The sequence below is a fragment of the Thiemannella venezuelensis genome (assembly GCF_014203605.1).
GTDB lineage: Bacteria > Actinomycetota > Actinomycetes > Streptosporangiales > Streptosporangiaceae > Planomonospora_A > Planomonospora_A venezuelensis.
Genome location: NZ_JACHJJ010000004.1, coordinates 34,964 through 48,731, shown reverse-complemented (window position 1 = coordinate 48,731; position 13,768 = coordinate 34,964). Strand labels below are relative to the sequence as shown.

General features: G+C 74.1%; 10 protein-coding genes. 7 read left to right on the top strand and 3 right to left on the bottom strand.

Annotated features, from left to right (window positions below; translation table 11 throughout):
• Nucleotides 1–33 precede the first annotated feature (33 nt).
• Nucleotides 34–1,230: a DUF418 domain-containing protein gene (locus FHS22_RS07870; RefSeq protein WP_338047648.1), complete on the top strand. Its 1,197-nt coding sequence runs from the start codon at nucleotides 34–36 to the stop codon at nucleotides 1,228–1,230.
• Nucleotides 1,231–1,237: 7 nt separating this feature from the next.
• Here the strand turns inward: FHS22_RS07870 and FHS22_RS07865 are convergent, their stop codons facing one another.
• Entirely contained in the window at nucleotides 1,238–2,614 is a 1,377-nt protein-coding gene (locus FHS22_RS07865; protein ID WP_338047647.1) for a GH39 family glycosyl hydrolase, read from the bottom strand.
• A 161-nt stretch (nucleotides 2,615–2,775) separates the two neighbouring features.
• Nucleotides 2,776–3,801, bottom strand: coding sequence for a phosphotransferase family protein (locus FHS22_RS07860; RefSeq protein WP_184939745.1), 1,026 nt, complete (start codon nucleotides 3,799–3,801; stop codon nucleotides 2,776–2,778).
• A gap of 214 nt (nucleotides 3,802–4,015) precedes the next feature.
• Here FHS22_RS07860 and FHS22_RS07855 point away from each other — a divergent pair, with 214 nt between their 5' ends.
• Nucleotides 4,016–5,098, top strand: coding sequence for a GNAT family N-acetyltransferase (locus FHS22_RS07855; protein ID WP_184939744.1), 1,083 nt, complete (start codon nucleotides 4,016–4,018; stop codon nucleotides 5,096–5,098).
• Between the two features lie 31 nt (nucleotides 5,099–5,129).
• Nucleotides 5,130–6,260, top strand: coding sequence for a DegT/DnrJ/EryC1/StrS family aminotransferase (locus tag FHS22_RS07850; RefSeq protein WP_184939742.1), 1,131 nt, complete (start codon nucleotides 5,130–5,132; stop codon nucleotides 6,258–6,260).
• On the opposite strand, the gene pdxR is transcribed toward FHS22_RS07850, so the two are convergent.
• Nucleotides 6,250–7,746, bottom strand: coding sequence for a MocR-like pyridoxine biosynthesis transcription factor PdxR (gene pdxR / locus FHS22_RS07845; RefSeq protein WP_338047682.1), 1,497 nt, complete (start codon nucleotides 7,744–7,746; stop codon nucleotides 6,250–6,252). The two genes, FHS22_RS07850 and pdxR, sit on opposite strands and share 11 nt — an antisense overlap.
• A gap of 163 nt (nucleotides 7,747–7,909) precedes the next feature.
• Here pdxR and FHS22_RS07840 point away from each other — a divergent pair, with 163 nt between their 5' ends.
• The 4 genes from FHS22_RS07840 (at nucleotide 7,910) to FHS22_RS07825 (ending at nucleotide 13,765) form a co-directional block, all read left to right on the top strand.
• Entirely contained in the window at nucleotides 7,910–8,566 is a 657-nt protein-coding gene (locus FHS22_RS07840) for a pyridoxamine 5'-phosphate oxidase family protein (protein ID WP_184939741.1), read from the top strand.
• Nucleotides 8,567–8,641: 75 nt separating this feature from the next.
• Entirely contained in the window at nucleotides 8,642–10,522 is a 1,881-nt protein-coding gene (locus tag FHS22_RS37260; protein WP_221473381.1) for a serine/threonine-protein kinase, read from the top strand.
• A gap of 118 nt (nucleotides 10,523–10,640) precedes the next feature.
• On the top strand, nucleotides 10,641–12,290 hold the full coding sequence (locus FHS22_RS07830) for a serine/threonine-protein kinase (protein WP_184939739.1): 1,650 nt from the start codon (nucleotides 10,641–10,643) through the stop codon (nucleotides 12,288–12,290).
• A gap of 20 nt (nucleotides 12,291–12,310) precedes the next feature.
• The gene (locus FHS22_RS07825) at nucleotides 12,311–13,765 is read left to right on the top strand and encodes a protein kinase family protein (RefSeq protein WP_184939737.1); all 1,455 of its coding nucleotides are present in this window, start codon (nucleotides 12,311–12,313) and stop codon (nucleotides 13,763–13,765) included.
• Nucleotides 13,766–13,768 lie beyond the last annotated feature (3 nt).

Sequence of the window (13,768 nt, the reverse complement as noted above, 5' to 3'; positions counted from 1 at the left end):
GCCATCCTCCCGTAGCGTGAGGAAGGGGTTACTGTGCGTGCAGGGGAACATGGAGGGCCGGCCACGACCACCGGGCTTCCCGGAGACCGGATCGCCGCCGTCGACGCCCTGCGGGGGTTCGCGCTCCTGGGCATCGTGGTCGTCAACATCGCCTATCTGGCCTCGGGATACCGGATGGCCGGGCTGGCCGAGCCCGGGTTCTCCGCACCGCTGGACTGGGGGGTGCGCCGGGCCGTCACGATGCTCTTCGAGAACAAGTTCTATCTGCTCTTCTCGTTCCTGTTCGGCTACAGCTTCATCCTCCAGCTCGACTCGGCCGCGGGTTCGGGAGCGGCGTTCGTCCCCCGGTTCCTGCGACGGCTGGCCGGGCTGCTCCTCCTCGGCGCCGCCCACGCGGTGCTGCTGTTCCCCGGCGACATCCTGATCACCTACGCCGTGGTCGGACTGGTCCTGCTGGCGGCCCGGCGGATCACCCCGCGTGCCGCGATGACCGCCGCCATCGCGCTGACCGTGCTGCTGGCAGTGGGCTTCATCCTGCTGGCCGTCCTCGCCCTGCTCGGCGCCGACGCCTCGGGGACGATCTCGGGTGGCGCGGCCGAGGCGGCGCGGACCGACCGCGCCCTGCACGGATCGGCAGCGATGATCATCAATGAGCACCTGCGCGAGCTGGGCAAGATCCTTGTGTTCCGGGTGCTCTTCCAGGGGCCCGCGGTCCTGGCCGCCTGCCTGGCCGGGCTGGCCGCCGGCAAGATGCGGGCGCTCGCCACCGCCTCCGGGCACGACGCCGTGCTGCGGAGACTGCAGTGGACGGGCTTCCCCGTCGGGCTCGCCGGCGCGGCCGTCGCCACGCACTCGACGTGGTCGGACGGCGGCAGCGCCTACCACATGATCGGTCAGGCGGTGGACCTGCTCACCGCGCCGCTGCTGGCCGCAGCCTACGCGGCGACGCTGCTGCGCCTGCTGCCCCGGGCCCCGCGGCTGACCGGCATGCTGGTGCCGCCGGGGCAGATGGCGCTGACGAACTACCTGGGCCAGTCCCTGATCTGCTCACTGCTGTTCACCGGGTACGGGCTGGGCCTCGTGGACCGGCTCAGCCCGCTCACCGTCGTGTCGATCGCCGTCACGATCTTCATGGTCCAGGCCTGCTACAGCCGCGTGTGGCTCGGCCGCCACCGGTACGGGCCGGCGGAGTGGCTGCTGCGCTGGCTCACCAACCTGCGCAGGCCCTGAGCGGCGGCTACGCGCCGCGGCGCTCGCTCCACCTGACCTCGTACGGCCCCAGCTCGACCTGCTTGCCGTCCACGGTGACGGTGACGTCCTCGTTCGTGGTGTTGACCATCACCAGCATGCGCTGCTGGGCGAGGACCCGCACCTTGGGATCGGAGGAGGTGACCGTCTCCAGCGTCACTCCGGCCGGGAACCACCTGGTGAAGCCGCTCAGGACGCCCGCCATCGGCAGCTCGTCGCCCTTGCCGGGGCTCCACAGGCAGGCGGGGCACTCCTCGCCGGCCTTGCGCTGGGGGTTCCAGTAGAGCGCGGTGGTGGCGCCGCTGGTGGCGAACTCCATCATGGCCGCCGTCTGCACGGCGGTGCGGCGCGCCTCGGTCCAGTCGACGTCGTCGGGGGCGACGTACCACTCCGCCCACCAGACGGGCAGGTCGCCGCCCTTCTCCCTGAGCCAGGAGGTGAGGGCGCTGAACTTGCCGAGCGCGGTGAACTCGTCGGGGTGGATGCCGGCGTCCTTGGTCATCGAGGCGGCGTCGATCACGATGAAGTCGGCGCCCTTCTTGTTCTTGATCCAGTACTCGACGGCGTCCAGGTCGCGCTGGTCGGCGGTGCCCCACGCCCCCCGCAGCTCCGAGCCGCCGCCGTTCTTGTTGCTCAGGATCGGCACGTACGGCCCGCCGACCTTGATGTCCTCGTCCACGGCCTTCAGCGCGTCGTAGACCTTGTTGTACATCTCGGTGTAGGCCTCGGCATCCCAGCGGTTCTGGGCGTTGTTCCAGAAGCCCTTGAACTCGTTCCAGACCATGTAGTGCTTGACCGTGGGGTAGCGCTTGGCCACCGTCGTGACCAGCTTCGCGAAGTCGTCGAAGTGCTTGCGCTGGGGCGCGGTCTCCAGCGAGGAGCGGCTCCAGTCGGTCCGGCCCTCGCTGCCGCCCTTCATCCAGTCGGGCGCGCAGCAGAGCGTGATCACCGGAACGGCCTGGGAGTCCGACATGAGCTTGACGCGGCGGTCGAGGTCGCGGAAGTCGTACTTGCCCGGGGCGGGCTCGGGGTTGCCCGCGCCCCAGCCCATGATGTGCTGGTTCTGGACCATCGGAACCCGGCCGAGCAGGTGCGCGGCGGCCGCGGTGTCCCGCGACCCGTCGTTGTCGGCGCTGTACTCGGTGTGGGTCACGCCCCAGCGCGGCCAGTCCTCGGTCGCGGGAGGCGCGGCCAGCGTCGGCGCCGGCTGCGTCGGGGGGAGGGTCATGGGCTGCCCTCGCGGCACCTCCTCGCGTGAGGAGAAAACGACGATCACGGCGATGAGCACCAGGGTGACGACCCCCGCTCCCAGCGCGACCGGCCAGCTCGGGCGCCTCCTCTGGTGCCTTCCCTTAGTCGGTATCACGGGTTTCGTCCTCGATCCTCGTCTGCCGGATTACAGCGTTCCACAGCCGTCACCGTGGTGACCGTACGTAAGCATGCTTCACAGAGAAGCGTTATAGCTGCATTACTACCGTATCCAGCACCCTTGCAGGGCACTTGAAACCCGTTCCGGCCCCCCCTGGATCAGCCGTCCAGGACCCGGTGGGCGCGCTCGATGAGGGTGGGAACCGCCGCGCCGATGTGCTCGAAGCCCTCGCCCACCGTCTTTCCCTGCGTGAAGCGGGCGTGGATGCCCTCCACGATGACGGCGAGCTTGTAGTTGCCGAAGGCGACGTAGAAATCGAGGTCGGACAGGTCGGCGCCGGACACCTTGGCGTAGTGCGCGGCGAACTCTCGGGCGGTGAGGAACCCGGGGGCGACGGTCACGCCGGCCGCCACCGGGATGGAGTCGCGTTCGTCGTCGCCGGGGTCCTGCCAGTAGGTCAGGGTGAGGCCGAGGTCGGCGAGCGGGTCGCCGAGGGTGGACATCTCCCAGTCGACGACGGCGAGGATGCCGGGCTCCGGCGAGAGCCGTACGAGCGTGTTGTCGAGCCGGTAGTCGCCGTGGACCAGGGCCGAGGCCGAGCGGGCGGGCAGTCTCTCGCGCAGCCGGGCCGCCAGCCGGTCGTGCCCGGGCAGGTCGGCGGTCTTCGACCGCTCCCACTGCTGGCCCCAGCGCTCCAGCTGGCGCGCCATGTACCCCTCGGGACGGCCGAAGTCGCCCAGCCCCACCTGCCGGTAGTCGACCGCGTGGATCGCCGCGAGCACCTCGGCCAGCCGCTCGGAGAGCCGGCGGGTCTGCCCGGGCGACAGCTCCCCCGCGTCCTCCCGGCTCCGCACGGCCGCGCCGTCCACGTGGGCCATGAGGTAGAACGGCGCCCCGATGACGTCCTCGTCGGCGCAGAAGGCGACCGGTTCGGGGACGGGGACCGGGGTCGGCGCGAGGGCCGAGATCACCCGCCACTCGCGCCGCATGTCGTGGGCGGTGGGCAGGACGTGGCCGAGCGGGGGGCGGCGCAGCACCAGGCGGCGCCCGGCGGTCTCGACGACGTAGGTCAGGTTGGACCGGCCGCCGGAGATCAGGGAGGCTCCGACGGGCTCCCCCGCCTCGGGGACGTTGGCGGACATCCATCCGGTCAGCCGGGGCCAGTCGATGCCAGGGACGTTCATAGCCCCCAATTAGAACCCTATTCTGGTGGGCTGCGCCAGCCCGGCGGCTCGATGACGATCTCAAAATGATGCATATCCGGCGAACCGCTGGGCACTGCGATCTTTTACCGTTACATTACGCCCGACATGACACGCTTCAACTGCAAACGTTCGTCCGGAAGTCCATGCTGGAGGGCGTAGGGGAAACCGCACACCCCAGTCCCAGTAGGAGCTCATGCGCGTCTCTATCGTTCACCCTCGCGATCTCGGCCCCGAAGACATCGATCTCTGGAGGGAACTCCAGACCGCCTCCCCGGCCTTCGACAACCCGTTCCTGTCCCCGGAGTTCACCACCACCGTCGGCGCCCTCCGCAACGACGTCCGGGTCGCCATCATGCACGACGGGCCCGACACCGTGGGGTTCCTCCCCTTCGAACGGCACCCGCTGGGCATCGGCAAGCCGGTGGCCGCCGGGCTGACCGACGCCCAGGGGATGGTCCACGCCAAGGACATCGACCTCGACCCGCAGCGCCTGATCAAGGACTGCGGCCTGGCCGTGTTCGAGTTCGACCACCTGGTCGCGGCGCAGCCGCTGCTCCCCGGCCGGCACACCCGCCACCCGTCGCCGATCATCGACATGCGGGACGGCCACGCGGCCTACGTCGAGACGATCAAGCAGACCTCCGGGAAGACCTACCGCACGACGGCCTACAAGCACCGCAAGCTGCAGCGGGACGTCGGCGAGACCCGCTACGACCACGCCACCACCGACCCCGCCGCGCTGCGCACGCTGCTCGGCTGGAAGACCGAGCAGTACCGGCGGACCGGACGCACCGACCGGTTCTCCCGGCCGTGGATCGTGGAACTGGTCGAACGCCTGCTCGCCGTGGACACCGTGCACTTCGCCGGGGTGCTGGACATGTTCTACGTCGACGGCCGCCCGGTCGCCGGCCACTTCGGGCTGCGCACCGCGACCACGCTCGCCGGCTGGTTCCCCGCCTACGACACCGCCTTCGCCAAGTACTCCCCCGGCCTGATCCAGCACCTGGCCATGGCCGAGAAGGCCGCCGAGCGCGGGATCCAGGTGATCGACATGGGCCGCGGCGAGAAGGAGTACAAGGAGAAGCTCAAGAACGGCGAGTACGAGGTGGCCGAGGGCCGGATCGCCCGGCCGTCCGCCGGCGCCGGGGTGCACTGGATGCTCCGGGTCCCGGTCCGCAAGGCGCGCGGCACGGTCCTGGCCAACCCGGCGCTGCGGACCACCGCCGACCGGGCGCTGAAGGCCTTCGGCCGCATCCGCACCTCCGTGCAGTCATAGGCGGCCCCGTGAACACCAACGGTCCGATCGTATGAGCCCCGAAGCCCTGGTGGCCGGCAGGACCGGCCGCCACTGCCTCGCCGTGCCCTCCAACCGGCTCGGCCTCTACCTCGCGCTGCGGCACTGGTGCACGCCGGGCCAGCGGCTGCTGATGTCGCCGATCTCCGCCGACGAGATCCTCTTCCTGGTGCTGGCCGCCGGGCTGCGCCCGGTGATCGCGCCGCTCTCACCGGCCGACGGCAACATCGACCCCGCCGCGGCCGACCTCACCTCGGTGGACGCGGTCCTGACCACCAACCTGTACGGCCTGCCCGACCGGGTGTCGGCGTTCGCGGGCAAGCCCCTGATCGAGGACGTCGCGCACGGCATCGAGACCACCGTCGGCGGCCGGCCGCTCGGCACGTTCGGGGTCGCCGGGGTCTACAGCTTCTCCAAGCATCCGGGGGCCGGGTCCGGCGGGGTGATCGCGGTCGAGCACCGGGCCGACCTGCGCGCCCTGGAGCGCGAGCGGGACCGGCTGCTGCTGCCCGGGGTGTTCGCGAACGAACTCCACTCCGTGCTGACCTCCGCGGCCAGGCGGGCCGCCCTCCGCCTCGGCCTGGTCAGGCCCGCGCTGAAGCTCTCCAGGGTCCTGGGGATGGAGGAGCCCCGGGACGGCTACCGCATCGACCCGCGCCCCGACGACGTGCGGCTGGCGGTGAAGCACGCGCCCGACCTCGCCGCGTTCGACTCCTGGGTCCGGGCCGACCTGCACGACTACCGCACCCGGCGGGGACCGCTCGCCCGGTGGTACCAGTCGCGGCGGCTGCGCGCCCTGCCCGGTGAGCGCGACCGGCGGCTCGCCGGGGTCCGGCTGCTGGCCAGGCTGCCGACCGCGGCCGCGGCCGTGCGCGACCACCTGGACCAGCCGCTCTTCCGGGTGCCGCTGCTGGTCGCCGACCGGGACGCGGCCATCGCCGAGCTGGAGCGGCACGGCGTCGCGACCGGCTACCTCTACGACCCGCCCTACGACGACTACCTGCCGGAGTTCACCGAGGCCTCGCCCGCTCCCCGGGTCGCGCGCTGGTGGGGGCGGCACGTGCTCCCGGTCGATCCGCTGTACGCCGGTCGCGCGCTGCCGGTCGCCCGCGCCTTCGCCCCGGCCCCGTCCGTCACCCCGTAGGCCCGTCACCCCGTAGGCCCGTCACCCCGCAGGCCCGCACCCGGCCGGGTCCGTCACCCGGCCGGGCGGACGGCCGCACCGGCTCCAGCAGCTCCGCGAGCACCGCCACCGCCCGCCGGACCTGGGAGAGCGAGGCGGAGCCGTACCCGAGCACGATGCCGGGCCTGCGGACCGGGCCGCGGTGGTACCGGGCCGTGGTCTCGAGGAGTACCCCCCGCGCGCGGGCGGCCTCCACCAGCGGCCCGACCTCGTGCTCCGGGAGCCCGACCATGACGTGCAGCCCCGCGGTGCCGCCCGTCACCCGCGGGCCCAGGGCCGCCACGATCGCGGCCCGCCGCCGGGCGTACTCCAGCCGCATGCGGCGCAGGTGCCGGTCCAGGTCGCCCCGTTCGAGGAGTACGGCCACCGCCTGCTGGGCCGGGCCCCCGGTCCGGTCCGACAGGGCCCTGCGGGTCCGGGCGACGGTGTCGAGCAGCTCGGGGACCGCGACCAGCCAGCCGACGCCGACGTCCGGGGAGAGGCTCTTGGACATCGTGCCCAGCAGGATCACCCGGGCCGGGTCCAGGCCGTACAGGGCGGGCAGCGGGGCGACGTCGTAGCGGAACTCCGCGTCGTAGTCGTCCTCCACGACGAGCGCGCCGCTCCGGCGGGCCCAGGCCAGCAGGCGCTCGCGGCGCGGGACGGGCAGGCGCCCGCCGAGGGGGTACTGGTGGGCGGGGGTGGTGTAGAGGACGCCGAGATCCTCGGGGAGGCCGTCCACGAGGACGCCGTCGTCGTCCACCGGGCAGGGGACGATCCCGGCGCCCCGGGCCGCGAAGATGTTGCCTGCCTTGTCGTAGCCGGGGTCCTCGACGCCCGCCCGGCCGCCGGGGCGCAGGAAGGCGGCCGCGACCAGGTCGAGCCCGTTCCCGGTGCCCCGCGTGACCATGATGTTCTCCGGGCCGACGGCGATCCCCCTGACCCGGCGCAGATGCCCGGCCAGCGCCTGGCGGAGCCGGGGCAGCCCGTACGGGTCCGGGTCGTCGCCCGGCGGCAGCTCGGCCGCCCGCCGCCACGCCCGGCGCCAGGCGGCCTCGTCGTAGTCCCTCACCCACGGCTGCCCCGGCCGCAGGTCGACCGTCTCCCCGCCGGACCGGATCCGGCCGCGGGAGGTGGCGGGGACGCCCGCACCGGCGTCCCCCGGCCGCGGGGGCTCGGCACCGCCCGGCGCCGCGGTGCCGTACCCCGTTCCGCCGCAGGAGGCGGGAGGCGCGGGGAGCGCCAGGTCGGCCACGTAGGTGCCGGAGCCATGGCGGCCTTCGAGCCAGCCCTCGGCGTAGAGCTGCTGGTACGCCTCGGTGACGACGGTACGGCTGACGCCGAGCTGGACGGAGAGGGCCCGGGTGGAGGGGAGGCGCTCGCCGGGCTTGAGCGTGCCGTCCCGCATGGCGAGGCGGAGGCGGCCGGCGAGCTGGGCGGAGAGCGGGACCCGGAGGCCGCGGTCCACGGAGACGGGCAGGTCGACGAGCCGGGCGGAGCGGGGTACGCCGCGGGCCCCGGAGCGCGCCGGGGAGACGGGCGGATCGGCGAGCAGACGCGGCAAAGTGGTCTCCTGGAAGCGACATGAAGTGGATATGTTCTATATGTCCACTTCTCCCTAGGTTAGGGGCATGCTCTCGACGACTCCCCGCACCGCCCTCGGGCGCGGCAAGAAGCGCGCCCGAACCGACCGCGACGACCTCTACGCGGTGCTGGACGCCGGCCTGATCTGCCATCTGGGCGTCGTGACCGGCGACGGCGTCCCGATGGTCGTCCCCACCGGCTACGGCCGCATCGGCGACACCCTCTACCTGCACGGCTCCACCGGCGCCACCTCCCTGCGCGCGGGCGGCTCCGGCGGCGAGGTCTGCGTCACCGTCACCCACCTGGACGGCATCGTCCTGGCGCGCTCGGTCTTCAACCACTCGGTCAACTACCGCTCCGCCATGATCTACGGCCGCCCCCGGTGGGTGGACGACCCCGAGGAGCACCTGGCCGGGCTGCGCGCGATAACCGAGCAGCTCGCCCCCGGCCAGTGGGACGCCGCCCGCCCGCCGACCCGCAAGGAGCTCGCCGCCACGGCCGTGCTCGCCCTCTCCCTGGAGGAGGCCTCGGTGAAGGTACGGCAGGGCCCGCCGGTCGACGAGGAGGAGGACTACGCGCTGCCGGTCTGGGCCGGCGTCCTGCCGCTCCGCACGACCTGGGGCGCCCCCGAGCCGGACCCGGCGATGCCCGGCGGCCTGGAGGTCCCCGGGCACATCGCCTCCCGGACCGCGACCACCGGATAGGCCTCTCCGGCGAACCGGACGGCCCGGCCGCGCGTCTCACAGGGGGACCGCACCCCGACCCGGTGGAGGGACGCGATGACGGCCAGCGGATGGAGCCCGCCCGGATACACCGAGCTGCGCGAGCTCGGCGCGGGCGGAGGCGGCCGGGTGGTGCTCGCCCGGCACGACGAGTCGGGCGTCCAGGTCGCGATCAAGTACCTGGCGGACGACCTCCTGGACTCCCCGGGCTTCCTGCTGCGCTTCCGCGAGGAGGCCAGGCTCCTGGTGGAGCTCGCCGACCCGAACGTGGCCCGGCTCTACGAGTACGTCGAGCACGCCGGGAACGCCGCGATCGTGATGGAGGCCGTCGACGCCGTCTCCCTGCGCGAGCTGCTCCGCGAGCACGGCGCGACCGGGCCGGAGGCCGCCCTCGTCGTGCTCAAGGGCTCGCTCACCGGCCTGGCCGCCGCGCACGGGATCGGGCTGGTGCACCGCGACTACAAGCCGGAGAACGTGCTCGTCCAGGCGGACGGCGCCAGCAAGCTGGTGGACTTCGGCATCGCCGTGCGGGCCGGCCGGGCGGACCGGCCCGCGGGCACGCCTCCCTACATGGCCCCCGAGCAGTGGACGGGCGCTCCGGCCTCCCCCTCCGCGGACGTGTACGCCGCCACCGCCGTCTTCTTCGAGTGCCTGACCGGGCACCGGCCGTACCAGGCGACCGAGCGGGCCGTGCTGATGCACCAGCACCGCAACGCCCCGGTCCCGGTGGAGGACGTGCCCGAGCCCGTCCGGGACCTGGTCACCCGGGGGCTGGCGAAGGAGCCGGCGGACCGGCCGGCCACCGCCGCCCTGTTCGTGGCCGAGCTGGAGGCCGCGGCCGCGGCCGGGTACGGCGAGGACTGGGAGGAGCGCGGACGGCGCCGGCTGGCCGCGCTGGCGCTGCTGCTCCCCCTGCTGTTCCGGCTCGGACCGCCGCGCGCCGGAGCCCGGACCGCGCTGGCCGGGACCACGCTGGCCGGGACCACCCTGTTCCGCACCGTCCTGGGCGGGCTGCGCAGGAGGTCGGCGGGGGTCGCGGCCGGAGCCGGGCTGGCGCTCGCCGCCGGCGGCGTCAGCGTCTACGTGCTGGCCGCGGACCGGACTCCGCCCCCGCAGCGGATCGACGTCGCCGCCGCCGCGCCGCCGGCCTCCTCCCCGGTCCCCGCCTTCCCCAGCCCGCCGGTCGCCTCCCCGCTCCCGGCGGGGCCGTCGGGGACGGCCACGGACCCGTCCGGCACCGGGCCCTCCGGGAGCACCGGGCCTTCCGGGAACGCAGGGTCCTCCGGGAATCCAGGGTCCTCCGGGAATCCGGGGTCCCCCGCGACCGGGACACCGGACCCCTCGCCGGGCACGCCCGCCGCCACGGCCACCCCCGCGGAGAGCCCGGCTCCCTCCCGCTCCCCGTCGACGTCTCCCCCGGCGTCCCCGCGACCGTCCGCCACGCCCACCTCCGTCCGCACGCCGACTCCCACCCCGGTTCCGAAGCCGCGGGTGCGCGGGGTGGACGTGCTGCGGGCCGGTCTCAACGCCCGGGGCCTGGCCGTCGCGACGGTCACCGTGAAGGCGGCGAACACCCGGCCGGTGCGCCTGCGGGTCGTCTTCCGGGTGGGGCGGGCGAGCCGGCAGGCGGTCGTGCCGATGTCCGGGACGACGAGCTACACCGAGACGGTCAGGTTCACGTTCCCGAAGGTGCCGTGCGGTTCCGGCTGGAGCGTGGTGGCGACCGGGCTGCCCTCGGGCCGCACCGACCGGGCGGCGGGCCGGACCGCCGCGTGCCCGAAGCCCACCCGGACGCCCGACCCCCGGCCCACTGCCACCCCCACGCCTCCGCCGGCCGGCGGATCCACTTCCGCGCCGAGCCCGAAGGCCACCCCCGAACCCACCCCGAAGATCACCAAGCGGCCCGGGAAGATCCGCAAACCTGGCAAGATCGGATAATTTTCAGGCATCGCCCTTTTCGTGCGGATTCGGTATTTATCAGCAGAGTCCGTGATCTTATGGCTAAACTACGGTCCGTCTGTTACGGGTGGGGGCCCAGGCAACGGAGGAAACCGTTATGTACGGCACGCCATCGGCCTGGCGGGTCCCCGGCTACACGGAGATCCGCGAACTGGGCGCCGGTGCCGCCGGGCGCGTGGTCATGGCACGGCACGACGCCGAGGGCGTCCTGGTAGCGATCAAGTATCTGTCCGAGGAGCTCCGCCGGGACGTCGGCTTCGTGGCCCGCTTCCGGCACGAGGCCCGGCTGCTGCACCGGCTGAACGACCGGAACACGGTACGGCTGTACGACTACGTCGAGACCGGCGAGGGCGCGGCCATCGTCATGGAGCTGATCGACGGCGTCGCCCTGCGCGCGATCCTCCGCTCCGAGGGCCCCACCGGCCCCGAGGCCGCGCTCCTGGTGCTCAAGGGCTCGCTCATGGGTCTGGCCGCCGCGCACAAGGCGAGGGTCGTGCACCGCGACTTCAAGCCGGAGAACGTGATGGTGGAGGCCGACGGGACGAGCCGGCTCGTCGACTTCGGCATCGCGGTCCGCGCCGGCGACGGTGACGCCCCCGCGGGCACGCCGCCGTACATGGCGCCCGAGCAGTGGACGGGCGCTCCCGCGGGTCCGGCCACCGACGTCTACGCCGCCACCGTCGTGTTCTTCGAGTGCCTCACGGGCGCCCGGCCCTTCCGCGCGCAGAGCGTCCCCGCGCTGGCCCGGCAGCACCAGACCATGCCCCCGCCCGTCGAGGAGGTCCCGCCCCCGCTGCAGGGGCTGGTGGAGCGGGGACTGGCCAAGAACCCGGCCGACCGCCCGCCGACCGCCGCCGCCTTCCTCTCCGAACTGGAGGCGGTGGCCGCCGACGCCTACGGACCGGACTGGCAGGAGCGCGGCCGCCGCAGGCTCGCCGGGCTCGCCGGGCTGCTCGCGGCGCTGTTCCCGCTGGAGGAGAAGTCGCCGGAGGCCGACACCTCCGTCGCGGAGACCGACCTCGGCGGCGACGGCGCGTCGCTGCTCGGCAGGCTGAGCACGAAGATCCTGGTCGGGGCCGGCTCCGTCGCGGTGATCGGCGGCGTGGTCGCCGTCCTGCTCACCTCCGGCGGCGAGACCGTGATCCGGACGCAGAGCGCGGCCACCACCCCGACCGCGGCGCCCTCCGAGCCGGTGGAGACGGTCACTCCGGCCGAGGAGACCGAGGATCCGGTGGAGGAGACCACCGAGCCGACGCCGGCCACGACCCCGACCCAGGCCGCCAGCCCTCCGCCGGTGGCGCCCACCGCCACGGCGGCCCCGTCGTCGACCCCGTCCGCGAGACCCACCAGGAAGCCGACGAGAACGCCCGGCACGACGCCGGGCAGGACGCCGACGCCCACCCCGACCGAGGACGAGGAGGGCTCCGGCATCGGTATCCCGGACAAGCCTCCGACGAGGAGCGCCACCCCGACGCCGACGCCGACCCGGACGCCCACTCCGGACCCGACCACGTCCTCTCCCAGGCCCAGGCCCAGTGACACCCCCACGCCCAGCGACACCCCGACCTCGACGCCGACCAACGACGGGACGAACGAGCCCGAGGTGCCGCGGCGGGAGACCCCGTCGCCCGGCCCCGCGGCCGCTCCCTCCGCGCTCCTGGCCCTGGGACTGGTGACGAGCGGCGCGGTTCCGTTCACACTGACGGTGAGGCGCGGCACGGCGGGGCGGCATCGGAGGCGGCGGTAGATGGCGGGACGAACACGATCGTGAACGCTCATCGGGGGGAGCTCGGCGGGGTCCGGCTGACCGGGCGGACCCGGATCGGCGAGCTCGGCACGTGGTCCTCGGCGCTCTCCGCCGACGGCAGGCCCGGCGGCGCGCTCAGGTTCGACCCGCGGCTGGTCGCAGATCCGGCGGCGCGCGACCGGCTGGTCGCGGCCGTGGTCGCCGACCGCAAGCTCGCCCAGGGCGGACCGGCCGGGCTGCTTCCGGTCGCCGACCTGGTCGCGGCGCACGACGAGATCTGGCTGATCACCTCGGATCCGGCCGACCCGACCGTGACCGACCTGCTGGCCGGGGCGCCCGGCGCGCCGCGGCCCGACGCGGGCAGCGCGGCCGTCGTCCTGGTGGAGACCGCGCAGACCCTGCTGGCCGTGCACGCCGCGGGGCTCGCCCACGGGTCCCTGCATCCCGGCACCGTGGTGATCGCCGCCGACGGTACGGCGCTGCTCGCCGAGCGCGGCCTGGCCGACGCCCTGCACGGGCGGCCCGCGGCGCCGGAGCGGGACGTGGCGGCCTGGGCGGCGCTCGCCCGCGGGCTGGCCGCGACCTGGGCGGCGGGTGACCTCCGCTCCGCCGAGCTGTTCGAACGGGCCGCGACGGCGGCCTCCACCCACGGCCTCGCCGCGGCCCGGGACGCCCTGCTCGCCGGGCGCGACCTGCTGCCGCGGGGATTCCCCACCCGCGACAGGCTGGTGGAGACGCTGCACCGGTGGGCCGCCCGCGACGCGGCCTCCCCGGTCGCGCCACCGGCTCCCGCGCCGGCCGCTCCGCACGGGAGGGGGGCCGAGGGGGCCGACGAGGGGGACATCGTCACCCTGCTGCACGTCCCGACCTCCGGCCGGGGCCGGACCGATGACGCCTCCGGCCGGGGCCGGACCGACGATGTCGTCATGCGGTTCGGCCCGGGGGTGCCGGTGGAGACGACCGCGGAGCAGATCTGGCGCGCGGGCCGGGATCAGCAGGAGACGGTGCTCCCCGCCGGGCGGCCGGACCGGCCGGGGGGCCTGCGGGCGTCCCGGGCGCGGGCCGGGCGGCGCCGTACCGTGGTGTCCACCGCGACCCTGGCCCTGATGGTCGTGGTGGCCCTGGTCGTCTGGCTGCTGCGGGGGGCCGCTCAGCCGCTGGCGGTGGAGGAGGTCGACGTGGTCGCGCCGAAGAAGGCGCAGGGCTGCGACACGACCGTCCGGATCCGGGGGGTGCTCACCACCAACGGGGAGGCGGGCGAGATCCGCTACCAGTGGAAACGGAGCGACCGCAAGGCGCCGATCGAGCAGAGCGACACGGTGGAGGCGGGGAGGACCTCGCACGAGGTGAGCCTCGAGTGGACCGTCAAGGGTGAGGGGAGCTTCAAGGGAACGGCCACCCTGCGGCTGCTCTCGCCGGTGCCCGAGGGCGCGAAGCTCGAGGATCGGGCGAGCTTCACCTACAGATGTTCATGAATG

Coding starts and splice junctions, on each gene's coding strand:
- FHS22_RS07840 (WP_184939741.1), top strand. CDS start 7,910: ATGCTCTCGACGACTCCCCGCACCGCCCTCGGGCGCGGCAAGAAGCGC.
- FHS22_RS37260 (WP_221473381.1), top strand. CDS start 8,642: ATGACGGCCAGCGGATGGAGCCCGCCCGGATACACCGAGCTGCGCGAG.
- FHS22_RS07830 (WP_184939739.1), top strand. CDS start 10,641: ATGTACGGCACGCCATCGGCCTGGCGGGTCCCCGGCTACACGGAGATC.
- FHS22_RS07860 (WP_184939745.1), bottom strand. CDS start 3,801: ATGAACGTCCCTGGCATCGACTGGCCCCGGCTGACCGGATGGATGTCC.
- FHS22_RS07850 (WP_184939742.1), top strand. CDS start 5,130: ATGAGCCCCGAAGCCCTGGTGGCCGGCAGGACCGGCCGCCACTGCCTC.
- FHS22_RS07855 (WP_184939744.1), top strand. CDS start 4,016: ATGCGCGTCTCTATCGTTCACCCTCGCGATCTCGGCCCCGAAGACATC.